24 protein-coding genes are annotated in these 25222 nt (G+C 42.4%); 16 read left to right on the forward strand and 8 right to left on the reverse strand.

What is annotated here, in order from left to right; genetic code table 11:
- Window positions 1-9 precede the first annotated feature (9 nt).
- Genes RHM67_RS11005 through RHM67_RS11015 form a run of 3 tightly spaced genes read left to right on the forward strand, consistent with a single transcriptional unit; the run spans window position 10 to window position 2571 of the window.
- Window positions 10-1263 carry a dihydroorotase gene (locus RHM67_RS11005; protein WP_322226762.1) on the forward strand — a complete coding sequence of 418 codons (1254 nt, stop codon included), beginning with the start codon at window positions 10-12 and terminating at the stop codon, window positions 1261-1263.
- A 12-nt stretch (window positions 1264-1275) separates the two neighbouring features.
- Entirely contained in the window at window positions 1276-1944 is a 669-nt protein-coding gene (locus RHM67_RS11010; RefSeq protein ID WP_322226763.1) for a hypothetical protein, read from the forward strand.
- A gap of 24 nt (window positions 1945-1968) precedes the next feature.
- Window positions 1969-2571, forward strand: a complete 603-nt coding sequence (locus RHM67_RS11015; RefSeq protein WP_322226764.1) for a DUF4199 domain-containing protein — start codon at window positions 1969-1971, stop codon at window positions 2569-2571.
- Between the two features lie 275 nt (window positions 2572-2846).
- On the opposite strand, the gene rseP is transcribed toward RHM67_RS11015, so the two are convergent.
- The 6 genes from rseP to RHM67_RS11045 form a co-directional block, all read right to left on the reverse strand.
- Window positions 2847-4178, reverse strand: a complete 1332-nt coding sequence (gene rseP / locus RHM67_RS11020; protein WP_322226765.1) for an RIP metalloprotease RseP — start codon at window positions 4176-4178, stop codon at window positions 2847-2849.
- 43 nt (window positions 4179-4221) lie between these two features.
- The gene (locus RHM67_RS11025; RefSeq protein WP_322232186.1) at window positions 4222-5370 is read right to left on the reverse strand and encodes a 1-deoxy-D-xylulose-5-phosphate reductoisomerase; all 1149 of its coding nucleotides are present in this window, start codon (window positions 5368-5370) and stop codon (window positions 4222-4224) included.
- 119 nt (window positions 5371-5489) lie between these two features.
- Window positions 5490-6992: a GH3 auxin-responsive promoter family protein gene (locus RHM67_RS11030; RefSeq protein ID WP_322226767.1), complete on the reverse strand. Its 1503-nt coding sequence runs from the start codon at window positions 6990-6992 to the stop codon at window positions 5490-5492.
- Between the two features lie 2 nt (window positions 6993-6994).
- On the reverse strand, window positions 6995-7723 hold the full coding sequence (locus tag RHM67_RS11035) for a hypothetical protein (RefSeq protein WP_322226769.1): 729 nt from the start codon (window positions 7721-7723) through the stop codon (window positions 6995-6997).
- 9 nt (window positions 7724-7732) lie between these two features.
- Entirely contained in the window at window positions 7733-8701 is a 969-nt protein-coding gene (locus RHM67_RS11040) for a glycosyltransferase (protein ID WP_322226770.1), read from the reverse strand.
- Between the two features lie 120 nt (window positions 8702-8821).
- Window positions 8822-9772, reverse strand: coding sequence for a glycosyltransferase family 2 protein (locus RHM67_RS11045; RefSeq protein ID WP_322226771.1), 951 nt, complete (start codon window positions 9770-9772; stop codon window positions 8822-8824).
- 164 nt (window positions 9773-9936) lie between these two features.
- Between RHM67_RS11045 and RHM67_RS11050 the strand changes: the two genes are divergently transcribed.
- Window positions 9937-10893 (forward strand): TonB family protein, encoded by a 957-nt coding sequence (locus RHM67_RS11050; RefSeq protein ID WP_322226772.1) that lies wholly within the window; start codon window positions 9937-9939, stop codon window positions 10891-10893.
- 44 nt (window positions 10894-10937) lie between these two features.
- Here RHM67_RS11050 and RHM67_RS11055 read toward each other — a convergent pair whose 3' ends face one another.
- Window positions 10938-12434, reverse strand: coding sequence for a malate:quinone oxidoreductase (locus RHM67_RS11055; protein WP_322226773.1), 1497 nt, complete (start codon window positions 12432-12434; stop codon window positions 10938-10940).
- A 267-nt stretch (window positions 12435-12701) separates the two neighbouring features.
- Between RHM67_RS11055 and RHM67_RS11060 the strand changes: the two genes are divergently transcribed.
- Window positions 12702-13223: a hypothetical protein gene (locus RHM67_RS11060; protein WP_322226775.1), complete on the forward strand. Its 522-nt coding sequence runs from the start codon at window positions 12702-12704 to the stop codon at window positions 13221-13223.
- 273 nt (window positions 13224-13496) lie between these two features.
- Window positions 13497-14507 (forward strand): glutamine synthetase beta-grasp domain-containing protein, encoded by a 1011-nt coding sequence (locus RHM67_RS11065; protein WP_252756785.1) that lies wholly within the window; start codon window positions 13497-13499, stop codon window positions 14505-14507.
- A 51-nt stretch (window positions 14508-14558) separates the two neighbouring features.
- On the opposite strand, the gene RHM67_RS11070 is transcribed toward RHM67_RS11065, so the two are convergent.
- Window positions 14559-14954: a gamma-glutamylcyclotransferase family protein gene (locus tag RHM67_RS11070; RefSeq protein WP_322226776.1), complete on the reverse strand. Its 396-nt coding sequence runs from the start codon at window positions 14952-14954 to the stop codon at window positions 14559-14561.
- 153 nt (window positions 14955-15107) lie between these two features.
- On the opposite strand from RHM67_RS11070, the gene RHM67_RS11075 reads away from it, so the two are divergent.
- The 10 genes from RHM67_RS11075 (at window position 15108) to RHM67_RS11120 (ending at window position 25189) form a co-directional block, all read left to right on the forward strand.
- Window positions 15108-16466, forward strand: a complete 1359-nt coding sequence (locus RHM67_RS11075; RefSeq protein ID WP_322226778.1) for a glutamine synthetase family protein — start codon at window positions 15108-15110, stop codon at window positions 16464-16466.
- Between the two features lie 53 nt (window positions 16467-16519).
- Window positions 16520-17554: a hypothetical protein gene (locus tag RHM67_RS11080; RefSeq protein ID WP_322226780.1), complete on the forward strand. Its 1035-nt coding sequence runs from the start codon at window positions 16520-16522 to the stop codon at window positions 17552-17554.
- A gap of 85 nt (window positions 17555-17639) precedes the next feature.
- Window positions 17640-18509 carry an HAD-IIA family hydrolase gene (locus tag RHM67_RS11085; protein ID WP_322226782.1) on the forward strand — a complete coding sequence of 290 codons (870 nt, stop codon included), beginning with the start codon at window positions 17640-17642 and terminating at the stop codon, window positions 18507-18509.
- A 9-nt stretch (window positions 18510-18518) separates the two neighbouring features.
- Window positions 18519-19565 (forward strand): glycoside hydrolase family 43 protein, encoded by a 1047-nt coding sequence (locus RHM67_RS11090; protein ID WP_322226784.1) that lies wholly within the window; start codon window positions 18519-18521, stop codon window positions 19563-19565.
- A 26-nt stretch (window positions 19566-19591) separates the two neighbouring features.
- Complete coding sequence (locus tag RHM67_RS11095; protein WP_322226785.1) at window positions 19592-20770, forward strand: aldose epimerase family protein; 1179 nt, start codon at window positions 19592-19594, stop codon at window positions 20768-20770.
- 51 nt (window positions 20771-20821) lie between these two features.
- Complete coding sequence (gene moaA, locus RHM67_RS11100) at window positions 20822-21811, forward strand: GTP 3',8-cyclase MoaA (protein ID WP_322226786.1); 990 nt, start codon at window positions 20822-20824, stop codon at window positions 21809-21811.
- Window positions 21812-21823: 12 nt separating this feature from the next.
- On the forward strand, window positions 21824-23026 hold the full coding sequence (locus tag RHM67_RS11105) for a molybdopterin molybdotransferase MoeA (protein ID WP_322226787.1): 1203 nt from the start codon (window positions 21824-21826) through the stop codon (window positions 23024-23026).
- 4 nt (window positions 23027-23030) lie between these two features.
- Window positions 23031-23510 (forward strand): cyclic pyranopterin monophosphate synthase MoaC, encoded by a 480-nt coding sequence (gene moaC / locus RHM67_RS11110; protein ID WP_322226788.1) that lies wholly within the window; start codon window positions 23031-23033, stop codon window positions 23508-23510.
- Window positions 23491-24144, forward strand: a complete 654-nt coding sequence (locus tag RHM67_RS11115; RefSeq protein ID WP_322226789.1) for an NTP transferase domain-containing protein — start codon at window positions 23491-23493, stop codon at window positions 24142-24144. The genes moaC and RHM67_RS11115 overlap by 20 nt, the downstream gene beginning before the upstream one ends.
- Entirely contained in the window at window positions 24134-25189 is a 1056-nt protein-coding gene (locus RHM67_RS11120; RefSeq protein WP_322226790.1) for a HesA/MoeB/ThiF family protein, read from the forward strand. The genes RHM67_RS11115 and RHM67_RS11120 overlap by 11 nt, the downstream gene beginning before the upstream one ends.
- Window positions 25190-25222 lie beyond the last annotated feature (33 nt).

The raw sequence follows: 25222 nt of genomic DNA on the forward strand, positions 1-25222 counted from the left end.
ACAGCGCAAATGAATTTGCTAATCAAATCCGCCACTGTTGTAGACCCCGCTTCGCCTTTTCATAACAAGGTTGCCGATATTTTAATTGAGAAAGGCATCATTACCAAAATAGCAAAATTGATAGATAGCGATGTGAAATCGGTAGATGCCAAAAGCTATTACGTTTCGCCGGGATTTTTTGACCTGAATTGTAACGTTGGCGAGCTTGGTTTAGAAGTAAAGGAAGACCTGCAGACCGGTACGGCAGCAGCAGCGGCAGGTGGTTTCACCGGCATAGCGCTGATGCCTAACACCCAGCCGCCTGTACATTCAAAAGCCGAGGTAGAATACCTGATAAACCGGGCGAAAGGTAATTTGGTAGATATATATCCTCTTGGGGCCATTTCCAACAAACGTGAAGGCAAAGATATGGCCGAGATGTTTGACATGTTTAAAAGCGGTGCAAAAGCCTTTACAGATGGCAACCGACCCGTGCAGGATGCCGGCCTGATGGAACGCGCATTGCTTTATGTACAAAACTTTGGTGCCAAGGTGATCTCGTACCCCGAAGATACTTCGATAGCCGGGAAGGCGAAAGTGAACGAAGGTGTGGTAAGCACCATGCTGGGCATGAAAGGCATCCCCGCGCTTGCCGAAGAATTGATGATAGCCCGCGACCTTTACCTGGCCGGGGATACCAATTCCGAAATCCACTTCACCACCATATCTACCGAGCACGCCGTGGAACTGATCCGCGAAGCGAAACGCAAAGGGGTTAAAGTTACCTGCGACGTTGCCGCGCATAACCTGGTACTTACCGATGAAGCCTTGATGGGCTTTGACAGCCTTTATAAAGTAAAGCCGCCACTACGCACCCAAAAGGATGTAGACGCGCTGATAGCCGGGCTAAAAGACGGCACTATCGATGCCATTGTAAGTCAGCATACCCCGCACGAGATAGAATTTAAAGATGTAGAGTTTGAGGTTGCCGAATATGGCATCATCGGCCTGCAAACGGCTTTCTCGCTGGCCTTACAAGCCGGGTTGACTGCGGAGCAGATCGTACAGAAGCTATCCATCAACCCACGTAAAATATTAAATGTTGCGGTGCCGACGCTAAGCGAAAACGCGACCGCCAACCTCGTTGTATTTAGCACCGAAGGCGAGTGGGCGTACAGCCGCGCGGTTAACCGCTCAAAAAGTTATAATTCGCCATTTTTAGGGGCGAACTTAAAAGGAAAAGTATTGTTAACCTGTAATAACAACCAAATCTCAAAAAACTAACACCTACAAAACATGACCGACCCAAAAGTAAGCTTAGCCGTTACCGGCGCATTACAGGCTTTTACACAATATGGTGGCTTTGATGCCACAGCACTTACAGCAAAATTTGAAGCGGTATTTTCATCAGATGATGATTTTTTAACCAAGGTTGATCTGCTTGACGGCGTATTTGACGATGAGCCACAGTTAGAAGAACTTCGCGAGGTTTTCTTTGACCTGCTAATGATTAACTTCTTTAGCGAAGACGTTAAAAAACTGGAAGACGATTACCTGGAAACCCCGGAGTGGGAAGATATTGAAGAACAAACCCTTGACCGTGGAACCGAGTTGTTGAACCTGCTTTTATACCTTAACGAGTGCGAGGACGAAGACATTGACCCTGAACTGGAAGATTACCTTAAAGAATTTTTGCTGGTGGATGAAGACGAGTTCCAGGATGAATACCGCATTTACGAGCCGGTAATAGCGCACCAAATATTGGTAGAAAGCCCGGTTAGCGAAGTAGCCAAAGTTGCCCAAACCATAGCAGAAGATTCTGAAGTGAAGGAGTTGTTTTACCCGATGATCTGTTTCTTCCAAAACCCCGAAGCAGGCGATGCCGATAAAGCAGCCATAGCAGAAAATGCCGTAAACAAGCCGTTTGATATGGCTGTTGTAGAAATTTTGTATAGCTTTAAATAAACCTAATATTAAACCTAAATTATCATGAGTGAAGAATTAGATAAATCAATAAAAAAGAATGCTGTTCCGGTGGGGTTGATCCTTGGGGTAATAGTTACGGTAATAAGTATCCTGTCTTTTTACGTGATGACGTCTACAACGTCTATTATACTTATCTCTGCCGCTCCAATTGTATTATCGGTTATTATTCCAATAATATTGGCTGTTATCTATAGCAAACAATTAAGAACCAAAATTGGTGGTTTCTGGAATTTCAGGCAAGCAACCTCCGGCATATTTATTATGTTGCTGATATCGTTTGCAGTACAATTTGTTGTAAGAGATATGGTGTTCGCTAAGGTAATTGAGCCGGACATGGTATCTAAAATGGAAGTTTCGATGACTACCGCAGTGAGCCAGATGCTTGAAAAAAGTAAAGCCAGCCAGGAAGCTATAGATAAACAGATCGACAAAATCCAAAAGAGTTTTGATGAACAAAAAACCCCTACAATTGGTAAGCAGGTACAGGCAGTGGCTATTACTATTATATTTTTGTTTGTATTAGCGCTGATACTTGCAGCATTCCTAAAAAAAGAAAATCATACCTTCAATCTGAATGACGAATTAGAAAGCGAGCCAACAGTTTAGTTTTCGTTGACACAAAATACAAGCCCGGCTATTAGTTTAGCCGGGTTTTTTTATTTGAGATAATTTGCGTATATTGATGTACCCCGATCAGCAATTTCAGAATTATAATTCCCATATAAATGGTGGCAAAGGTTTGACACCATGTTTTCAGGTCAAAAGCCAACCCATTTAGGGCGAACCACGGGCGAAAAAAAGACGAAAAAAAGTGAAATTTTACCACAAAAAAGCCGCTCCAAAACTGGAACGGCTTTTTTATTTTTCGATATCCGGACAGACTATTTTTTCATCACCTGTTTCACAATATCGTTACCAAAAGCAAATACCATTAGTGAGATCAGTAGCACAAAACCTACTATCTGCGCACGCTCAAGGAACTTATCGCTTAGCGGTTTGCCCTTTACCATTTCTATTAAAAGGAATAGGGTGTGCCCGCCATCTAATCCCGGTATCGGCAATAAGTTTGTTAGGGCTAATACCATCGAAAGGAAGCCCACAAGGCTCCAAAAGCGGATCCAGTCCACATGGCTGCCAAACATCACCGCGATGCCTATAGGGCTTGATATAGCCTTACGTGCCTTAACCTGGCCAGTGAATATTTTGCCTATGCCTTTGGCATTATCGGTAAACATGCCCCAGGCTTTTGTAGCGCCAATAGGTAGAGAACCCAGAAAACCGTATTTTATGGTAGTATCTTTTGGCAGCACTTCTTTCATTGGGCGGCTAAAGCCAAGCTTGCCGTTTGTGTCTATTTTTGCGGTTACATTTAGCAAACTATCCCTACGTTTTACGCTTAATTGCACCTCTTTACCTTTGTTGGCAACTAATTGACTTTGAAACTCATCGAAGAAATTGATCTTAGTATTGTTGATGCCAACTATACTATCACCCTTTGTTAAACCTACCTTTTTAGCCTCGCCGTAAACCGAATCAACACTGAATTTACTACGCGGTGCGCGACTGATAAATTCTTCAATACCGAAATCAGAAAGATCGTTTAGTATTGTAGGAGGTACCTTAATATCAATTTTCTCGTTTCCACGCTGAACGTTAAGCACAGTTTTGTCAAGTAATACTTTGGAACTGATCAGGTCCTCGAACCTCACAATGGGTTTGCCGTTTACCGAGTTGATCTTATCCCCGGCCTTTAAGCCCATTTTTGTACCGATCTTGCCCGGTACTATACCATATTTGATATTAGCGTTTGGAGTATAGGTTTCGCCATAGCGGATGGTTAACACCCAAAATATGAAAATACCTACTATAATGTTAACGATGATACCGCCAAGCATTACAATTAAACGTTGCCAGGCCGGTTTTGAACGAAACTCCCAGGGTTGCGGCGGGCCCGCTAATTGGTCGGTATCCATAGATTCATCTATCATACCGGCAATTTTCACGTAGCCACCTAAAGGTAACCAGCCTATGCCGTACTCAACACCTTTGTAGTTGAATTTAAAAAGACTTACACCCCAGGCATCAAAAAACAAGTAAAATTTTTCAACCTTTATCCCGAAAGCCCGGGCGGCTAAAAAGTGCCCAAACTCGTGTAGTATCACTAAAATTGAAAGACCAAGTATTAATTGGCCGGCCATTATTAAAACGCTCATCCGTAGTATTTATGTATTAAGATCGTACTGCCTTTAACGGCATTTATTGTATTAAATTTTGCGCAAATATGCGTGTTTCTTTATCAGTATTCAAATAGTCATCTAACGAAGGCGCCCGGATATAAGTAATTCGCTGCATGCAGGTTTCAATTATATCGCTCATCGCCAAAAAGCCTGTTTCGTTTTTAAGGAATGCCGCCACTGCAACTTCGTTTGCCGCATTGATGATACAAGGCATATTGCCGCCCTGTTCTAATGCATCAAAAGCCAGCTTTAGGTTACGGAAGGTAGCTATATCCGGCTGTTCGAATGTCAAATTTGGGTAATCAATAAAATTAAAACGTTTAAAGTTTGTTTTAATACGGTTGGGGTAGGTAAGGGCATACTGTATAGGCAACTTCATATCCGGTAAACCCAGCTGAGCTTTTATCGATCCATCTTCAAACTGTACCAGCGAATGCACTATAGACTGCGGGTGAACAATAACGTCTATCTGGTTAGCCTCCAATTCAAACAACCATTTAGCCTCTATAACCTCTAAGCCTTTGTTCATTAACGATGCCGAATCGATAGTGATCTTGGCGCCCATCACCCAGTTGGGATGCTTAAGCGCATGTTCGCGGGTAACGTTAGCCAAAAACTCTGCAGATCTTCCACGGAACGGCCCGCCGGAAGCAGTCAGAATTATCTTTTCTATCTTATTATCCTGCTCGCCGGCAAGGCATTGGAAGATGGCCGAATGTTCGCTATCTACAGGTAAAATATTTACACAATGCTTTTTGGCAAGGCTGGTGATGATCTCACCCGCAACAACCAACGTTTCTTTGTTTGCTAACGCGATGTCTTTGCCTGCTTTAATGGCATTTATAGTAGGCTCTAAACCGGCAAAGCCTACCATTGCGGTAAGTACCATGTCGATATCCGGATGGGTTACGGTTTCTTTAATAGCCTCGTATCCGCCCAAAACTTTGATGGGTAAATGGGCGAGGGCTTCCTTTATCTGGGCGTATTTGGTTTCATCGCAAATGATGGCGTACTTGGGCATAAACGCTATAGCCTGCTCAATAAGCAGATAAGCATTTGAATGCGCAGTAAGCATAAAAGCCCTAAACAGTTGACCGTTATCACGGATAACCTCAAGTGTTTGTGTGCCAATACTGCCTGTTGAGCCAAGTATGGCTATGTTTTTAATTTTGTCCAATTATATTTTATAAACCGTTATTGCGAGGTAAGAAGCAATCTCTTTGCTATACAGAGCGGCTCTGCCTATGTAGAGATTGCTTCTTACCTCGCAATGACGATGGTTTAGTTTTACCTTGATATATAAGTTGTTAACTCATCCGCTATCTTCCTGTCGTTTGACAGGCGCGGCACTTTATTTTGGCCGCCCAGTTTGCCCTGGCTGCGCATATAGTTTATAAAAGTATCCTTTTTTAAACTTCTAACTATTAAAGGTTGCAATATGTTACCCTCAATAAGGTCGAAATAATAAATATTTTTTTGCTGAAGCGCTTTGTTAACTTTTAAAGCAAAGGCTTCAAGGTCTTTAGGCTCTTTACCAAATTCGATAAACCATTCGTGGTATGGCAGCGAATTATCGGCAGGGGCAACCTGTGGCGCAACGGTAAATTCGATCACATCAACACCTTCTTCGGTAGCAACACCCATAAGGGATTGCTCAACCTCCTCGCCAATAACATGCTCTCCAAAGGCGGAGATATAATGTTTTATACGGCCGCTTACCACAATTTTATAGGGGTTTTTCGACACGAACTTAATTGTATCACCTAAACTATATCCCCATAAACCCGCGCTGGTGTTCATGATGAGGGCATAGTTTTTATCCAGCTCTACGTCCTTTAGGTTGATACGCGTAGGGTTATCGTTAAAATACTCGTCGGACGGGATAAACTCGTAGAAAATGCCGGCATCAACCATCAGCAATAAACCTTTTTCTTTTTGCGAGTCCTGGAAGGCGATAAAACCTTCGGAAGCAGGGTAGGTTTCAATGCTATCTATTTTAAAGCCAATGCTCTCTTCCATACGGGCACGGTAGGGCCCGTAGTTTACACCACCATGCACGTACAGCTTAAAATTAGGGAAGATGTCTTTGATCTTTTTGCCACCCGAAACGGCAGAAAGCCTGTCGAAATACATCTGGCACCATGGCGGGATGCCTGATATCAGTCGCATATCCTCCTTGGCCGTTTCCTGCACAATAGCATCTACCTTTTCTTCCCAATCGTCGATACAATTGGTTTCGTATGATGGCAGGCGGTTGTTTTGCAAATAAGCCGGTACATGGTGCGCTACTATGCCAGATAGTCGGCCGGTTTGTACACCATGCTTTTCATCTAAAATAGGGCTGCCTTGAAGAAAGATCATTTTGCCGTCCACAAAGTCGGCATTGCCAGTTTCATGAATGTAGCTCAACAAGGCATTGCGTGCGGCTTTGATATGCTCGAGCATGCTCTCGGCAGAAATAGGGATGTATTTTACGCCCGATGTGGTGCCGGATGTTTTAGCAAGATAGGCTGGTTTGCCCGGCCACATCACATTGGCTTCGCCGTTTACAACGCGGTCTATGTACGGTCGTAGTTCTTCATAATCGCGTACAGGTACTTGCTTTTTAAAATCTTCGTAGCTTTCAATTCCAGCAAAATTGTGATCGGCACCAAAGATGGTATTTTTAGCATCATGAATTAAGTTGCTAAATGTTTTTTGCTGAAGCGCTACGGCATTTTGCCTTATGGTATTTAATTGCTTGTTTACATACCAGGCAAATATCTTGCTTAATGCTGCTTTTAAACCCATAATTAGTTGGTTTCCGCAATATCGTCATCTACATCCTGGTGGCTGTAAATTAGCTTGCGATATGTAACCGCTAATATAATATTTACAAAAGGGTAGGTGAACAATATAGCTATGGATATAACAGGATAGTATTGGGCCAATTTGGCCGGTAGGGCAATTAATAAAATAATGATACCCAATATTAAAACCACCTTTAATATATACCCTCTGGTTAACTCGAAACTTTGTTTTAGTGATTCTATCGGGCCGGATGCATCATCAACCACGAAGGTGTTAAAAAACATAATACGTAAAGCAAGGTAAAGCCCCAGCACACTTGCAATTAGTTCTACCGCGAACTGGATGCTTGGGCTTTCATCTAAATAATCTATCAGTATACCCATATTGGTTATAACAAAGGCAAATATGAAAACTACTGCAAGGTAGCTCCAAACCATTTTAGCTTTGGGTATAACCTGTATAAACTCAAAGTCGTAATATTCGCTATCAATAACAGTAAAAATTAGTTTATAAAGCCCCAGGGTTGTGTAAGCCTGCAACCAAATAAGAACAAACGTTACGATCATAGAACCCCAAAAATCATTGGGAGAGTAGATAAACCCTATAATAAGGCCAAGCACGCCTAATAAAAAAAACGAAATAACGGAGTATACTATAATAGTTACAAAGTTTTTCCTAAAGATATCCCACGCAGCCTTTACGGTATCTGCAACAGAGAAAGGGTGATACATACTACGTTTTTAAGATCCTTTTAACACTACACGCTTCCAAAAATCCTGCATAAATCCTAACCCGTAGGCAGTGAGTTGAGTGAAGGCAGCTATAATGCTCAAAAATGCGATTTTTGCTGATTTATTCTTAATAAGAGAGTGAAAAAATATTAACAAAATGTAAACCCCTAACATTATGTTTAATAGCGTGGCAAATGGCCATTGCGCTATATTGGCGATAATGATAAACATAAAGCCAAGCGTGGCAATCGCCGGGAAAAAGTGCACCAGCTTTAGCTGCGACGGAAAGAATTTGTAGATGTTGATACGTGCCCGCCCAAAAAAGTGAATCTGTTTGTAAAACTTCAAAAAATCGGTGCGTCGCTTGTGGTAAACTATAGCATCGGGTATCAATCCGATCTTGTATCCCAATGAATGGATACGGATGCTGTACTCAATATCTTCGCCCAAACGGGTAATGATAAAGCCGCCTGCCTTTTCCCAAACCTGGCGAGAGATACCCATGTTAAAACTACGTGGATGGAATTGCCCAATGCCTTTTTTACCGCCACGGATGCCGCCGGTAGTGAAAGGGGAGGTCATGGAGTAGCTAATGGCCTTTTGTAGCGGCGTGAATGATGCATGCGCGCCATCAGGCCCGCCGTAGGCATCCAGCCAGTTCTTGCTAAGCGAGTCGTTTACGATCTGCAAATAATCCGCAGGGATCAAACAATCCGAATCAAATATTACAAAGTAGTCGCCTTTAGCGCGTTCAAAACCAAAGTTGCGGGTAAAACCCTGGCCTTCGTTTGCTTTTTCAAAGTAATGGATGTCTAATTTCCCTTCATAACCCTTTACAACATCCTCAGCGCGGTTAATAGAGCCATCCTCAATAACCAAAACCTCAAACTGCTTATAAGTTTGCAGCGTTAGGGTAGCCAGTAGTTCGGCAATTTCCTGTGGGCGGTTATATAAAGGTATGATGATGGAAAAAAACATATTCTCAAATGTGCAGATATGCAAATATGCAGATGTGCAGATGAATTATTGGGGTGTATGATGTAACGATGTTGTACAAGGATTTAATCTGCATATCTGCACACCCTCGTATTTGCATATCTAAATTGTGTCTTCTATTTGGTAATTGTTCCTGTCGTGTGAGTTACGCGAAACCAGTTCAGCCACAAAACCTGTCAGGAATAGCTGCGAACCCAGTATCATAGCTACCAGCGCGATATAAAACAGCGGGTTTTCTGTTACATTACGATAAGGTAATTTATGTGCGATCAGGTAAAGTTTTTCGCTCAGCATCCAAATGGTAATTACGATACCTGCGAAGAAGCTAAGCGTACCCATGGCGCCAAAAAAGTGCATAGGGCGCTTGCCAAACTTGCCTACAAAAAATATCGATAGCAGATCTAAAAAGCCGTTGATAAACCTCGTCCACCCAAATTTAGTTTTGCCGTATTTGCGGGCGCGGTGCTCTACCACTTGCTCGCCAATTTTGGTAAAGCCCGCCCATTTGGCTATTACAGGAATGTAACGGTGCATCTCGCCATAAACCTCAATGTTTTTTACCACAGCTTTGCGGTAAGCTTTCAATCCGCAATTAAAATCGTGCAGGTTATCAATACCGCTCATTTTGCGGGTTGCAGCATTAAAAAGCTTGGTGGGAATGGTTTTAGTTAAAGGGTCGTAACGTTTTGCTTTCCAACCGGATACCAGGTCATATTTATCTTCGGTAATACGGCGGTAAAGTACGGGGATCTCATCTGGGCTGTCCTGCAGGTCGGCATCCATGGTAATCACTACATCGCCATGGGCGGCCTCAAAGCCAATATTTAAAGCAGCGGATTTACCATAGTTACGCCTAAACTTGAAAGCCTTTATAAAAGGGTTGTTCTCTTTAAGTTTCACAATCATATCCCAAGATCCATCCTTGCTGCCGTCGTCAACCAGGATAATTTCGTAGGTGTAATTATTATCGGCCATTACCCGGCTTATCCAGGAGGTAAGTTCGGGTAACGATTCTACTTCGTCGTAAAGTGGTACTACTACTGATATATCCATTTATAGGGAAAGATGCCCGGGCTGTTCAAATCAGCAGCCCGCCTTGTCTGCAAAAATATAAAAAATAGGGAACGGATGGATAAACATTATTCAAAGCCATTAAGTAAGTGATATTGAAATAAATAATTGTTAATTTAGTAGGTTCTAAACCATATCTTACTTATATGCGCAAAGCGTTGCTTGCCCTGCTTCTTGGGTTTATTTTTTGCCTGCCTTCAATAGCTCAAACTAAGAAAATAATTAAACATGATAGCACCGCTTATTATATGCGTAATGATTATGATTTGGCAAATAGTGAGAGCGACGCAAAATCGTTACGATTAATCATAAAAGCAAAAAATGGATTATTTCGTATTGAAGATTACTACCTGGATGCCAAACCAAAATTGCTTGCTGAGTCGACCATTAACGGAATCCATTTTGAATCTGGTACGGAAGGGGAACGAATAGATTATTATCCTACCGGAAATATCAAGACAATTACCCAATACGATAAAGGGCAATTAATAGGGGATAAGGAATCCAACTATCCAAATGGTAGTTTATATTCAGTAACTACACGTATTGGTAATTTAGAATATTTGAAAAAATATGTAGATACCGCCGGTAACATATTGGCAGATAACGGCAATGGTAAATGGGCGGATTTTGACAATATGTTTGTTATGCCTACAGAAGGCCGTATTGTTGATGGCAAACGAGTTGGAGAATGGGTGCAAACAAGAACCAACGGAATAAAAACATCAGGTGTATATAAAAACGGAGTATTAGTATCGGGCGATTTGTTTCTTCAGGATAGTACAATTTACTCGGCAATTGATACGCCCCCAAGTTTTCCTGGTGGAGATTCTGAATACAATCACTTCATATCCAGCCGGGTTAAATACCCGTTAATGGCACGTAAAAACAATGTTCAAGGCAAGGTGACAATAAGTTTTATTGTTGAAAAAGACGGAACATTAACAAATGTTAAAGTTTTAAAAGGCATCGGTAGTGGATGTGACCAAGAATCTGCCAGGGTAATTTCTTTATCACCGAAGTGGAATCCCGGAATCATTAATGGTAAACATGTAAGAGTTCAATACAGTGTGCCAGTTGGATTTTTCTTAAGTGCAGAATAAAACTTAAGATGAGACCGTCCAATATAAATTGAATTACCATACCGTTACACCAACCCCAATACCTTACTTGTCCTCCCCCTTGTAGCAATAGCCAAAGCCTCGTCATTAGTTAACGATTGCCCGTAAGATGGGATCATCTTCTTAAACGTAGCCTGCCATTCGGCTGTTTGTGCTTTGTCTTTAAAACAACGGGTTATCAAATCAACCATAATGGGTACTGATGTTGATGCACCCGGCGATGCGCCTAACAGGGCAGAAATGCTACCATCTGCGGCAGTAACCACCTCGGTGCCGAACTCGAGTACACCAGTACGCTTAGCATCTTTTTTAATGATCTGTACACGCTGGCCTGCAATGTCTAAAGTCCAGTCCTGGTCTTTAGCGGCAGGGAAGTATTCCTGTAAAGCTTTAAGCCTGTCGGTGGGAGATTGCAGTACCTGGCTAATGAGGTATTTTGTCAACGCCATATTATCGCGTGCGACGGCCAGCAAAGGAAATATGTTATTCAGTTTTATTGATCCGAACAGATCCAACAACGAACCCTTTTTGAGGAAACGGGTAGAGAAACCTGCATATGGGCCAAAAAGTAAAGATCTTTTACCGTCTATCATCCTTGTATCCAAATGCGGCACCGACATTGGCGGCGAACCTACCGATGCCTTACCATATACTTTAGCATCGTGTTGTTTGATAATCTCGGGATTGGTACAAACCAGCCATTGCCCGCTTACCGGGAAACCGCCAAAGCCTTTGCTCTCTGGTATGCCCGATTTTTGCAGCAGGGGCAAGGCGCCACCACCTGCACCAACAAATATAAATTTGGCGTTCAGTTTGCGTTTGTTACCGCTTACACGGTCGCTCACTTTTACCTGCCAGGTGTTATCTTTATTACGTTTAATATCGTCAACATCGTGGTTAAGGCTTAAAGTAACGCCGGGCTTTTGTTGCAGTTTGCTAATTAAGCTGCGGGTTAGCGAGCCAAAGTTAACATCGGTGCCAATATCCATAAACGTGGCCGATACATTATGGCCTCCGTCGCGGCCATCCATTATAAGCGGAGCCCATTTTTTTATTTGTGCATGGTCTTCTGAGTACTGCATGCCTTTAAAAAAGTGGTGTTGCACTAATGCATCGCGGCGCTTTTTAAGGTAATCAACGTTGTCATCACCCCAAACAAAACTCATGTGTGGTATTTTGCTGATGAAGCTTTGTGGCGAATCTACATAGCCATTCTCAATCAAAAACGACCAAAATTCTTTTGTGATCTCAAATTGCTCGGCTATTTTAATGGCTTTAACAATCTCTATAGAGCCGTCTTTACGTTGGGGGGTATAGTTTAATTCGCAAAAGGCAGAGTGCCCTGTGCCTGCATTGTTCATCGCGTCAGAACTTTCGGCGGCAACGGTGTCAAGTCGTTCAAATATCTCTATTGTAAGATCTGGCTGCAGCTGTTTAAGCATTACTCCAAGTGTTGCGCTCATAATGCCCGCGCCAACCAAAACTACATCAACCGTTGTGTTATAAAATTTGCCGTTATTCATATTACTATTGAATGCTAAAGATACATTCAAATAAATTATTTGATAGATTATACCTCTTGTAAACTAATTAAATGATATAAAGTTTACACTCTTTGCAATGGAGTCGCGACATTGCGGTGTAATTACTATATGAAATTCAGAAGGCAATTTTACTAAAATTTATATAAAAAGCGTCATGATGCAGGCAGGTTTTTGTAACTGCCTCTAATACTTTAGTATAACACAAATTAAGGCCGGGCTTGTTGTAGCAATACAATTATAATATGTATGAAAAAGCTAAGCTTGCAATTATTAGTGCCTGTAATTATTATTCTTATGGCATCGTGCCAAAACAATAAGCCTAAGCCAACGTCCGCAGATGGTAAAACGACTATAACCATAAATGGTAAAAAAGACAGCGTACTTAATAACCCCGAAAAGAACTACGGTAACGCCACCGTTGCCGAGCCTTGCGTAAAGTGCTTAATAAAAGTTATACAAACCACCCCGGATTATAAAAAGATAGTCGCCAATAAAGCGGCTGATAAAATAAGTTATGTGATTAATTGGGATAATGGGGACAAGGCAACTGATAGTATAAACACCAAACACACTCCAATAAACAGCCTTAAAATAGATGTTGTTGAAAATACTACTGTAAAAAACAAATTGGCGTCGTTTAATTATAATAATAAACTCTCAAAACTATCTTTTATGTCTGATGATACCGTAATTGACGAAAAAATTAGCGAGCCAAGCCTTAAAACAATTAGAAATAAATGTTTTTGGGGTGTGGCGTCAAGTAAATAGTAGAATTATTCTAAAAAGGGGCGCAATCAATAAATGGTTGCGCCCCTTTTGTTTTATGTGTAATTATTATGCACGCATAACTTATTAGTGTTACTAAATGGTGGTATTATAATGGATTTATGAATATTTTAAGTGATTTATTGTTAATTTTTATAAAATTTATAAATATTGCTATGAAATTTATAAAAATAATTTAAATTCGCACTGTAAACTATAACTGATCTTATAGGTAATTAATATTTAAACTTAAAAAATTACAAATTAATCATTAAAATGGCAACTAAACTTGAGTACATCTGGCTTGATGGCTACAAACCAACCCAAAGCCTGCGTAGTAAAACAAAAATTGTTAAATCTTTTAGCGGTAAAGTAGAAGATTTAGAGAACTGGAGCTTTGATGGTTCGTCAACTGAGCAAGCACCTGGTGGTTCTTCAGATTGTATTTTAAAGCCGGTATTTACTTGCCCGGATCCACAGCGTAAAGATGCACACCTTGTAATGTGCGAAGTTTTGGATTCGAAAGGACAACCACACGAGTCAAATGGCCGTGCGCTTATCCAGGATGATGATAACGATTTTTGGTTTGGTTTTGAGCAGGAGTACTTTTTATGGGACCCTGAAACCAACAAACCGCTTGGTTTCCCTAAAGGTGGTTACCCGGGCCCGCAAGGCCCTTACTACTGTTCGGTAGGTGCTAACAATGCATACGGCCGCGATATTGTTGAAGAACACTTAGACGCTTGTTTAGAAGCAGGCTTAAACGTTGAAGGTATCAACGCTGAGGTTGCTGCAGGCCAATGGGAATTCCAGATATTCGCTAAAGGCGCTAAAGAAGCTGGTGACCAAATTTGGGTTGCACGTTATTTATTAGAAAGAATTGGCGAAAGCTACGGCGTGTCAATCAACTGGCATTGCAAACCGTTAGGTGAATTAGACTGGAACGGCTCTGGTATGCATGCTAACTTCTCAAACACTATCTTACGTACTGCAAACAGCAAAGAAACCTTTACTGCTATCTGCGAAGCGTTCCGCCCTGCGGTTGCTGAGTGTGTTGCCGTATATGGTGCTTACAACGAGTTGCGTTTAACCGGTAAACACGAAACTGCTTCGATCAACGATTTTAGCTACGGTGTTTCTGATCGTGGTGCATCTATCCGTATACCTTTGTATACAGTAGATCACAACTGGAGTGGTTACTTAGAAGATCGTCGCCCTAACTCGGCTGCAGATCCATACAAAGTAGCAGCGGTTATCATCAAAACTGTAAAAACAGCAAAAGTTTAATACCCTATACTCTTTACAAGTCCCCCGTGTTTAATTACCGGGGGATTTTTTTTACGCTATAAATTCGGCATAGTTGACGGATGCAATTAATGGCAAACCATCAACCGGTAGGTTATATAGGTAGATCCAGGTATCAATTACGCCATTTTGTGTTTCGATAGTCGCTATTTCGCGCCTGTATAAATTAGGTTGTTCATGTTCTGGCCCAACACCTTCGTAATCATCTATTACGCAAAGGTTTTGTTTAGTGTTATGAAGTTTGTAGATGTGGCCATAAACGTAATTTTGAGCATTGTCGATGATAATTAACCCCGGATATTCACCAATATCATAAAGTATACCCTTTACTTTACCGCGTGATAGGTAGGTGCTGTTTAGGTTAAGGTAATTAGCAAAGGGGTTGCCGGGTTGTAAGAGAGTACCGTAAACGAATAGCAAATCAATCATACTTTAAAGATAAAACTCTTTGAAAATTTAACCACTAAGAGCACAAAGTTTTCACGAAGAAATACAAAGTATCAATTCTCTTTGAACTTTGTGTTTTTTCTTTGTGTCCTCTGTGGTTAAATAATCATAAATTGGCATTTTATACTACTTATCATGAACACTGAACAGGTTATCGCTTATATCAAAGAGAACAATATCCAAAAAGTAAAATTCGCGTTTGCAGATATCGACGGCATTTTGCGGGGCAAGGTTATCAGCACGCAAAAGTTTTTAGAAGGTTTGCAGGGTGGTTACGGCTTTTGCGATGTGGTTTTTGGATGGGATAGCAGCGATGTTACCTACGATAATGTGGAACTTACCGGCTGGCATAGCGGCTACCCGGATAAGCAATGTTATATAGACTTGTCGACAATGCGCAATGTGCCATGGGAGGATAACATCCCGTTCTTTTTGGCAGATTATACCGGGCCAAAAGGTGATGCATTAACGGCATGCCCCCGCAGTTTGTTAAAGCAAATTGTTAAGCAATGCGATGATATGGGTTACCATGCCGAGTTTGCACAAGAGTTTGAGTGGTTTAATTTTAAGGAGACCCCGCAATCGTTACAGCAAAAAGGATTTGCCAATATGGAGCCATTGTCGCCGGGGATGTTTGGTTACTCTACATTACGTACCTCACAAAACAGCGCCTTTTATTACGATCTGTTTAATTTACTCACGCAATTTAATATCCCGATAGAAGGCATCCATACCGAAACAGGGCCCGGAGTTTACGAAGCCGCCATTATGCACTCCGAAACTTTGGACGCCGCAGATAAAGCCGTATTGTTCAAAACCGCTGTTAAAGAAATTGCCTACAAACATGGCATCACCGCCACATTTATGGCCAAATGGAACCAGGAACTGCCCGGTTGCAGCGGCCACATCCATCAAAGCCTGTGGACTAAAGATCAAAGCGACAACCTGTTCTGCGATGATAACGATGCAAATAAAATGAGCGAACTGCATAAGCAATATTTGGCCGGTCAGCTTTATTGTATGCCGCATTTATTGCCAATGTATGCGCCAACCATCAATAGCTACAAACGCCTTGTAGAAGGTGCCTGGGCGCCAACTACAATTACGTGGGGAGTAGATAACCGCACAACCGCCTTACGCGTTATCAATACATCAAAAGCCCATACCCGTTTAGAAACCCGCATTCCGGGATCGGACACGAACCCATATCTTGCTATCGCGGCCGCTTTAGCATCTGGTTTATATGGTATAAAAAACAAAATTAAGCTGGATGTTGCCGCAACTGTAGGCAACGGTTATCAAAACAAAACCAACGGCAGCCTGCATGCCAACCTTTTCGATGCCGCCACCGCCATGCAAAATTCATCTGTTGCAAAAGAACTCTTCGGTGAAGGCTTTGTACAACACTTTACCCAAACCCGCCTTTGGGAGCATAAGCAATATGCTAAAAGTGTAAGCGACTGGGAATTAAAGAGGTATTTTGAGTCTATCTGATTGCGTTTTTGTACTTAATTAGGTAACTATGCAATTATAAACCAATCCCGGTAATGGACTTTCATCTCATTATAAGATCTGCCTGGGCAGACTACGACGCTTCTAAAACCATCAGGGATATTGAGGATATCAGCGCGATGGTATCTACCAATCACGTGTATCGTATTACCTTTGATGACGAGGATATTATTATTGCCAAACTTTCATTCTTTGGTAAGTTTGAGCATTTTAAGGAAGATCACCGCATCATTCAGTCCCTGTCAAACAATCTGCTTTACCCGTTCGAGAACCTGCTCTCTAAGTCATTACTTAAGAATAACCGCGTTTATGTGTATCGCTATAAACAAGGTAAAAACGACGCATGGGTAGTGTTTTACAACCCAACCAGGATTATGGACAGCATGCCTCGCCGCTTAGATGAGGAGATGATCAAAAAGCTGGGCTCGCAGTTGGGTAAATTCCATAAGGCTTGTTCAAGGATCAAAAACGTGTTGCCAAAATCATCCAAAACCCTGCGTACAGATATTTACGATTTGCAACGCCAATTGGAGAAGGACGAACGCAAGTTTGGCTCGCGTATGCAGGTTGATTTGTTGAAATACCATTGCGAACAATTTTTAAAGAACAGGTCGCGCTATAATATGAGCTCGTTCGAGATCATCCCGGTATTTATCGACTGGAATATTGGCAACTTCTCGGTAACGCCCGATCTGGACCTTTATTCGCGATGGGATTATGATTGGTTCAGGATGAGTTACCGCTTGCTCGATTTCTACTTTTTTAGTCGCGTGGTATCTGATGCAGGCGACCGAACCGTATTCAGTTATGTAATTGGCCCAATGATGGAGGATCGGTTTATCACCTTCCTGAAAGAGTATCACAAAGTAAACCCCGTTACTGCCGATGAGATCCGTTTCCTGAAAGAGGCCTACCGTTTCTTTATTTTGAACTATGTGATAAAAGATGGCAAGTACTTTTTTAACGAACAATACGCCAAAAAGCTACAAGCCGAGGCCATGGAAATTTACCTGCCATCGGTTGATCGCGACTTTGACGCGGAAGTAATAATTAAAGCATTAAATTTATAGTGAGTGGTTGATTAGGTTAAATAGTGAGTAGTTGCCGCTTAAAACCAATCAACATAATTTAACTCAATCAACCAATAACTAAACTATGAAACGCATTGAAGATTTTAAATCGATAATAGACCGTTACGAAATTATATTTTTCGATGCGTTTGGTGTGCTTAAAACCCACAGCGGCCTGGTGCCCGGCATCGAGCGTACGTTTGAATACCTAGAGCAGCAAAAGAAGGAGTATTATATTGTTACCAATGATGCATCGCGCAGCCCGGGGCAATTGGCACAGTCCTATCATGATAAAGGTTTGTACGCCATTACATCCGACAGGATCATTTCATCGGGCCAGTTAACTAAAGAGTACCTGGAGCTTAAAGTTAACGATGGTTACGTAGCTTATTTAGGCACTTTAGAATCTGCCCACTACATTGAAAGCGCGGGGTTAAAAACCCTGCCTGTTAGGGATGTAAACAGTACTAATATCGATAAAGTTAATGCCTTGATATTTATGGACGATGAAGGTTTCGACTGGTTCGAAGATTTAAATAAAACCGTTAACCTGCTGCGTAAACGCACCATACCAGCTATTGTTGCCAATACCGATTATGCTTACCCCGTTTCAAAAACCGATGTAGGCATCGCCATTGGCGGTTTGGCGCAAATGATTGAAACCATAGTGGGCAAAAAGTTCATCCGTTTTGGTAAGCCCGATTCGCAAATGTTTATGTTTGCTTATGACCTGATACGCGAGTACCGCACTATCAGCAAAAAACAGATCGTAATGGTAGGCGATACTCTGCAAACTGATATTATGGGTGGCAATAAATTTGGGCTGGATACTGTATTAGTTCTTACAGGTAATACCCAGGCAACCGATTACGAGAACCGGATTGAGGCCACCGGCATTATACCAACTTATATTTGCGATAGCGCTGTATTAGGCCCGGATGCTTTGGCGCTATAAATTATACCTATGAAAAAGCTTTTTTTAAATATTCTGTTTGCATTGTTGCTGGTGTATGTAATGCCGGCTTTAGCACAGCAGAAAATATTTACCAACCCCTTGAAATCATCGGGACCTGACCCATGGGTGATATATAAAGGCGGATATTATTACTACACCAATTCATCGCAAGATAGCCTGGTGCTTTGGAAAACCAAAAATATGGCCGATTTAAAATCTGCCTGGAAGAAAACTGTTTGGAAACCACCCGTTGGTACACAATATTCAAAAGAGCTTTGGGCACCCGAACTGCACTTTTTAAATTGCAAATGGTACATGTATTTTGCTGCCGATGATGGCGATAACAACCATCACCGTATGTATGTGATAGAAAATGCCTCTGCCGACCCGCTAAAAGGCGAGTGGACATTTAAAGGTAAAGTAGGCGACGGTACTGATAAATGGGCGATAGATGGCTCGATATTTACCCATAAAGGACAGTTGTACATGATATGGGCCGGATGGGAAGGTGATTATAACGGCCAGCAGGATATTTACATTGCCAAGCTAAAAAATCCATGGACGATTGATGGTAAACGAGCTAAGATCTCCAGTCCGCTATACGATTGGGAGAAGAATGGCGATTTGGGCAAAAACAGTAACCCGCCACATGTAAATGTAAACGAAGGGCCGGAAGTGCTTAAACATAGTAATAAACTATTCCTGATATACTCGGCAAGCGGCTGCTGGACAGATTTTTACGCGCTTGGAATGTTAACTGCATCTGCCAATAGCGATCTGATGGATGTACGGTCGTGGAAAAAATCGACAAAACCTGTTTTCAAAAACTCTGTTAAGAATGGTGTGTACGCGCCGGGCCATAATTCGTTCTTTAAATCGCCGGATGGGACGGAGGATTGGATCATATACCATGCAAATGCAAAACCGGGGCAGGGCTGCGGAGGTTTCCGTTCGCCAAGGATGCAAAAATTCACCTGGAATAAAGATGGTTCGCCAAAATTTGGTGAGCCGGTAAAGGAAAGTATGGTGTTAGCCATTCCATCGCAACGCAAATAACGATAATCAACTAGTATAAAAATATTATGCGAAACACATTTAATAAACCAACATTGGCACTTGCACTTGCAGGGAGCATGCTATTTGCAGCCTGTAACCATTCTGCCAAAAAAAACCCATCTACCATGACCGATAGTACCACAACTACACCAAAATTACCAATTGCATCCGCCTTTGAGAAAACCATTAACGGTAAACAAACACACTTGTACATTCTTAAAAATAAAAATGGGGTAGAGGCTGCAGTAACCAACTATGGTGGCCGTATTGTAAGCCTGTTGGTGCCAAATAAAGATGGCAAACTAACCGATTTGGTTTTAGGTTTTGAAAGTGTAGACGGTTTTATCGGTTCAAAAGAATCTTATTACGGCGCAACCATTGGCCGTTACGGCAACCGCATTGCCAAAGGTAAATTTAAACTGGATGGCAAAGAGTATACTTTGGCTACCAATAATGGACCTAACACCTTACATGGCGGCCACCCGGGTTTCCAGGAAGTGGTATGGGATGCTAAGCAGATAGACAGCGCAACTTTAGAATTGAGCTACCTTGCAAAAGACATGGAAGGTGGTTTCCCCGGTAACCTAAATGTTAAAGTTACTTACCAGATAACGGATGATAACGCCATGAAAGTGAGCTATTCGGCAACCACTGATAAAAGCACAGTTGTTAACCTAACCAATCATGCGTTCTTTAATTTGAACGGCGAAGGTAGCGGTACTATCTTAGATCATACCGTGCAAATAGCAGCTGATAATTATACCCCGGTGGATAGCACGCTGATCCCTACAGGTAAGATAGAAGCGGTAGCGGGCACACCATTCGATTTTACAAATGCAACTAAAATTGGTGCGCGTATCAATACTGATAATGTGCAACTCAAAGATGGCAAAGGATACGACCATAACTTTGTATTGAGCAAACATGATATCAGCACGCCTATAGCGACGGTAGTTGGTGATAAAAGCGGTATTAAAATGGAAGTATTTACCGAAGAGCCTGCCCTGCAGTTTTATAGCGGTAACTTTATGCAAAGCCAAAACGTGATGAAAGGCGGAAAGAAAGATGATTTCCGTACTTCATTTGCTTTGGAAACACAACACTACCCGGATTCGCCAAACCAGCCGACATTCCCTTCAACAGAATTAAGGCCGGGGCAGACATACAAAACCCAATCGATCTACAAATTTTCTGTTGTAAAATAATTTACAAAAGAGGTGCGACAATAGTGCCTCTTTTGCGTTTAAATTAGCAACATGCTTTTAGATAACCACGGACGAAAGATCAATTACCTGCGGCTGGCCGTTACCGACCGCTGCAACTTGCGCTGCTTTTACTGCATGCCCGAGGAGGGGCTGGACTGGCTATCGCGCAAGGAACTGATGACCTACGAGGAAATGCTGCAGGCCTGTACCTTATTGGTTAAAATGGGCATCGAAAAGATCCGTATTACCGGTGGTGAGCCATTCGTGCGTAAAGACATTATGCAGCTGCTTACAGCGCTTTCAAAATTGGATGGGCTAAAAGAACTCAGCTTAACTACCAATGGCGTTTTAACCGCCCCGCATGTAGCTGAATTAAAAGCGATAGGTGTGCGGTCTGTAAACTTAAGTTTGGACACGCTGGATGCCAACCGCTTTTTTGCCATTACCCGCCGCGACGAATTTGCCAGTGTGATGCAAACCATGGACGCGTTGTTAGCGCACGATATAGAGGTAAAGATAAATGCCGTGGTGATGGCCGGCAAGAACACGCAGGATATTATTCCGCTGGTGCGGTTAACTAAAGATTTGCCGGTAAGTGTCCGCTTTATCGAAGAAATGCCCTTTAACGGCGACGGGCACAGCCACAGCGGCATTGTTTGGGATTATGTAAGGATATTTGATGAGATCCGTCAAACCTTCCCGGAGATCCAAAAGATTCCCGATCCTCAGTTTTCAACATCATATAATTACCAGGTACCGGGACATCAAGGTAGTGTAGGTATCATTGCCGCCTATTCGCGAACGTTTTGCGGCACTTGTAACCGCATCCGCATCACACCGCAGGGTACACTTAAGAATTGTTTGTATGATGATGGCGTACTGAATATAAAAGACCTGATGCGTTTTGGTATGGATAACGAGAAACTGGAAGCTACCCTAAGGCAAGCCTTCAACGTTCGCGAGAAAGATGGTTGGGAGGCCGACCGCAAACGTTTGGAGAACCCGAACTTCCACGAATCAATGGCTACTATAGGCGGATAACATAATCAATATATGATAACGGTAGAAGAAGCCGAACAGATAATTCTAGCCCATGCACAAGATTACGGTACAACAGCCGTTCCTTTTGAGCAGGCTTTAGGCCATGTTTTATTCGAAGACCTAAAAGCAGACCGTGACCTGCCGCCGTACAACCGTGTAACTATGGATGGCATCGCGATAGCATATAAAGCTATTGAACAGGGGATAAGTACCTTTACAATAAAAGTTACTCAGGCCGCTGGTGATAAACCCATAGATATCGAAGAGGTGAGGGAATGTATCGAGATCATGACGGGCGCAGCCTTACCATCAACCGTTGATACCATTATTCGTTATGAGGATCTGGAGATAAAAGACGGTGTTGCCAGGTTGATTGTCACTAATATCAAGCAAGGCCAAAACATCCACCAAAAAGGGAAAGATAAAAAGCAGGGCGAAGTAGTTGCGGCTGCTAATCAATATGTAACACCCGCTATTATCAGTTTAGCTTCATCGATAGGGAAAGCAGAGTTATTTGTGAAGAAATTGCCAAAGGTGATGATCATATCATCGGGAGATGAGTTGGTTGATGTAGCTGATACTCCATCAAATTACCAGATCCGGCGGTCGAATAATTATACAATTAAAGCCATTTTAAAACAACAGGGACTGGAAGCAGACATGCTGCACATCCCCGACGATCCAGAAGTAACCAAACAACAAATAGCGCATTGCCTGCAAAATTATGACGTGATACTGCTGAGCGGCGGTATCAGTATGGGTAAGTTTGATTATATACCCCAGGCATTGGAAGATATGGCGGTTAATAAGTTATTCTACAAAGTGCAACAGCGCCCAGGCAAGCCTTTCTGGTTTGGCAGGCATGATAATGGTACGCTGGTGTTCGCGTTCCCCGGCAACCCGGTAGCTACATTTATGTGTATGCACCGCTATTTTTTATTGTGGTTAAAAGCTACACTCGGCTTGCCGGCAAAACAACCTGTATATGCACAACTGGCTAACGATTATACTTTTTTGCCACCGCTAAAGTATTTTTTACAGGTAAAGCTTAATTTTACAGCGCAAGGCATCCTATCAGCCACTCCAATAGAAGGCAATGGCTCAGGTGATTTTGCTAACTTAGCTGATGCCGATGCTTTTATGGAATTACCTTTAGAACGAAATGACTTCAAAGCAGGAGAGGTATTCAAAGTTCATTTATTCAAATCGGTGTAATCAAATGGAAAAGAGTTTTAGTCATTTAGATAATAATAACAACCCATTGATGGTAGACGTGTCCGAAAAGCAGATTACACACCGCACGGCAACTGCGCACAGTATTGTGGTTTTGCCCGATGAGGTTTTGCAACTTTTAGCAGACGGCGAACTGCAAAGCAAAAAGGGGCCGGTTTTTCAAACAGCTATCATCGCCGGTATTATGGCCGCCAAAAAAACGGGCGACCTGATACCGCTTTGTCACCCGCTGGGGATGGATAACTGTAAGATCACTATTGAATTATCTGCCGGTAATGAAGTGGTAATAGAATGTACGGCAAGCATTAGCGCCAAAACCGGTATTGAGATGGAGGCATTGGTCGGCGCATCCATAGCAGCCCTAACCATTTACGATATGTGCAAGGCCCTGAGCCACGATATTGTGATAAAAGAAACCAAACTGATCTCAAAAACAGGGGGTAAGCGTGACTTTAAACGAGCATAACAATCAAGAGGAATTATCCGAACAGATACCAAAACTGAATGGCTTGGTTCTCGCCGGCGGCAAAAGCACCCGCATGGGCGTTGATAAGGGGGCTATAAACTGGTACGGTAAAGAGCAACGCTACCACATGGCTGACCTGCTCAAGAAACATTGTAACCAGGTTTATATTTCCTGTCGGGACGTGGAGCAGCAAAAGGAGATAGATGCGGAATATTTGAGTCTGCCCGATACTTTTACCGGCCTTGGGCCTTATGGCGCTATCCTGTCGGCCTTTCGCGAACAGCCCGATGCAGCATGGCTCATTATCGCCTGCGATTTGCCTTTGGTGGATGCCGACGTGATACAGCATTTGGTAGATAACCGCAACACGGCAACCATTGCCACAGCTTATCAAAGTAACTATCAGGATTTTCCGGAACCATTAATAACTATTTATGAGCCAAAAAGTTATCCTGTTTTACTTCAATTTTTAGCACAGGGATATTCTTGTCCACGTAAGGTGCTTATCAATAGTGATGTCACAATATTAAAGGCTCTCGACCTGGATGCTCTGGCGAATGTAAATACCCCCGAAGAACTTGAGCGCATCAAACGTATCCTTCGTCAAAAAACGACTGCAAGCAATGCATCCTAATTTATCGAGATATAGTTGCCAGGTGGCATTACCGGGCTTTGGCGAACACGCGCAGTATTTGTTGCAACAGGCAAAGGTACTGATAGTAGGTGCCGGCGGTTTAGGTTGCCCTGCTGCTCAATACCTAACCTCAAGCGGGGTGGGTACTATTGGCATTGCCGATTTTGATACAGTATCGGTAAGTAACCTGCACAGGCAGATCTTGTACGGCCCGGATGATGTAGGTAAGTTAAAAGCTGAAGTTGCCTGTGAGCAACTGCAGAAACAAAACCCGGATGTGAATTTGCTATCATTTACTGATAAAATAACTCCAGCTAACATATTGCAAATTATTGATGGATATGATATTATAGTTGATTGTTCCGATAATTTTGAAACAAGGTATTTGCTTAATGATGCCGCGGTTATCTTGGGCAAGCCTTTGGTTTACGGCGCCATCTATCAATATGAAGGACAAGTAGCGGTTTGGAATGTCAAAGATCAAGATGGGAAATCATCACCCAACTATCGTGACGTGTATCCGCAGGTAGATGCCTCGCAGATCCCCAATTGTGCCGTGGGTGGGGTTATACCTACCCTCTGCGGAATTATAGGCTGTATGCAGGCTAATGAGGTAATAAAGCTTATCACGAAAACTGGTGAGCAACTTGTTGGCAAAGTTTTGATATTCGATGCCCAAACCATGCAAAGCAGGATCATTAAGATAGGCACCTCCACTAAAACAAATATTACGCCTTTGCAACAAAGTGCTGATATACCCATCATCTCCGCAGCCGAAACCAAACATGGCTTAGCAAACCACACTATTGAATTAGTAGACATCCGCACCGATCAGGAACGGGATGAATACAATATTGGCGGTATTCACTTTGAACTGGATGAATTGGAAGATAACATCGATGAATTTAACGCAGGCAAAACTTATGTATTCTACTGCTCCTCAGGAAAAAGAAGCGCGGAAGCTATAAGGGTACTTCAACAGAAATTGCCTGGAGTGAAGGCATACTCTTTGGATGGTGGTTTGGGTGAGTGGAACCGGGATTAAGCGGATTTAACAAATTTGTTGGATTTTGATTTG

Origin of the sequence: Mucilaginibacter sp. 5C4 (assembly GCF_034345625.1) — a bacterium.
Classification (GTDB): Bacteria; Bacteroidota; Bacteroidia; order Sphingobacteriales; family Sphingobacteriaceae; genus Mucilaginibacter; species Mucilaginibacter aurantiaciroseus.

Bases quoted from the DNA above. Each gene is read 5' to 3' on its own strand.
- RHM67_RS11015 (WP_322226764.1), top strand. From the start codon at position 1,969: ATGAGTGAAGAATTAGATAAATCAATAAAAAAGAATGCTGTTCCGGTG.
- RHM67_RS11060 (WP_322226775.1), top strand. From the start codon at position 12,702: ATGAAAAAGCTAAGCTTGCAATTATTAGTGCCTGTAATTATTATTCTT.
- RHM67_RS11045 (WP_322226771.1), bottom strand. From the start codon at position 9,772: ATGGATATATCAGTAGTAGTACCACTTTACGACGAAGTAGAATCGTTA.
- RHM67_RS11080 (WP_322226780.1), top strand. From the start codon at position 16,520: ATGGACTTTCATCTCATTATAAGATCTGCCTGGGCAGACTACGACGCT.
- RHM67_RS11065 (WP_252756785.1), top strand. From the start codon at position 13,497: ATGGCAACTAAACTTGAGTACATCTGGCTTGATGGCTACAAACCAACC.
- moaC (WP_322226788.1), top strand. From the start codon at position 23,031: ATGGAAAAGAGTTTTAGTCATTTAGATAATAATAACAACCCATTGATG.
- RHM67_RS11075 (WP_322226778.1), top strand. From the start codon at position 15,108: ATGAACACTGAACAGGTTATCGCTTATATCAAAGAGAACAATATCCAA.
- RHM67_RS11050 (WP_322226772.1), top strand. From the start codon at position 9,937: ATGCGCAAAGCGTTGCTTGCCCTGCTTCTTGGGTTTATTTTTTGCCTG.
- RHM67_RS11085 (WP_322226782.1), top strand. From the start codon at position 17,640: ATGAAACGCATTGAAGATTTTAAATCGATAATAGACCGTTACGAAATT.
- RHM67_RS11090 (WP_322226784.1), top strand. From the start codon at position 18,519: ATGAAAAAGCTTTTTTTAAATATTCTGTTTGCATTGTTGCTGGTGTAT.
- RHM67_RS11030 (WP_322226767.1), bottom strand. From the start codon at position 6,992: ATGGGTTTAAAAGCAGCATTAAGCAAGATATTTGCCTGGTATGTAAAC.
- RHM67_RS11005 (WP_322226762.1), top strand. From the start codon at position 10: ATGAATTTGCTAATCAAATCCGCCACTGTTGTAGACCCCGCTTCGCCT.
- rseP (WP_322226765.1), bottom strand. From the start codon at position 4,178: ATGAGCGTTTTAATAATGGCCGGCCAATTAATACTTGGTCTTTCAATT.
- RHM67_RS11120 (WP_322226790.1), top strand. From the start codon at position 24,134: ATGCATCCTAATTTATCGAGATATAGTTGCCAGGTGGCATTACCGGGC.
- RHM67_RS11105 (WP_322226787.1), top strand. From the start codon at position 21,824: ATGATAACGGTAGAAGAAGCCGAACAGATAATTCTAGCCCATGCACAA.
- RHM67_RS11055 (WP_322226773.1), bottom strand. From the start codon at position 12,434: ATGAATAACGGCAAATTTTATAACACAACGGTTGATGTAGTTTTGGTT.
- moaA (WP_322226786.1), top strand. From the start codon at position 20,822: ATGCTTTTAGATAACCACGGACGAAAGATCAATTACCTGCGGCTGGCC.
- RHM67_RS11095 (WP_322226785.1), top strand. From the start codon at position 19,592: ATGCGAAACACATTTAATAAACCAACATTGGCACTTGCACTTGCAGGG.
- RHM67_RS11040 (WP_322226770.1), bottom strand. From the start codon at position 8,701: ATGTTTTTTTCCATCATCATACCTTTATATAACCGCCCACAGGAAATT.
- RHM67_RS11035 (WP_322226769.1), bottom strand. From the start codon at position 7,723: ATGTATCACCCTTTCTCTGTTGCAGATACCGTAAAGGCTGCGTGGGAT.
- RHM67_RS11010 (WP_322226763.1), top strand. From the start codon at position 1,276: ATGACCGACCCAAAAGTAAGCTTAGCCGTTACCGGCGCATTACAGGCT.
- RHM67_RS11070 (WP_322226776.1), bottom strand. From the start codon at position 14,954: ATGATTGATTTGCTATTCGTTTACGGTACTCTCTTACAACCCGGCAAC.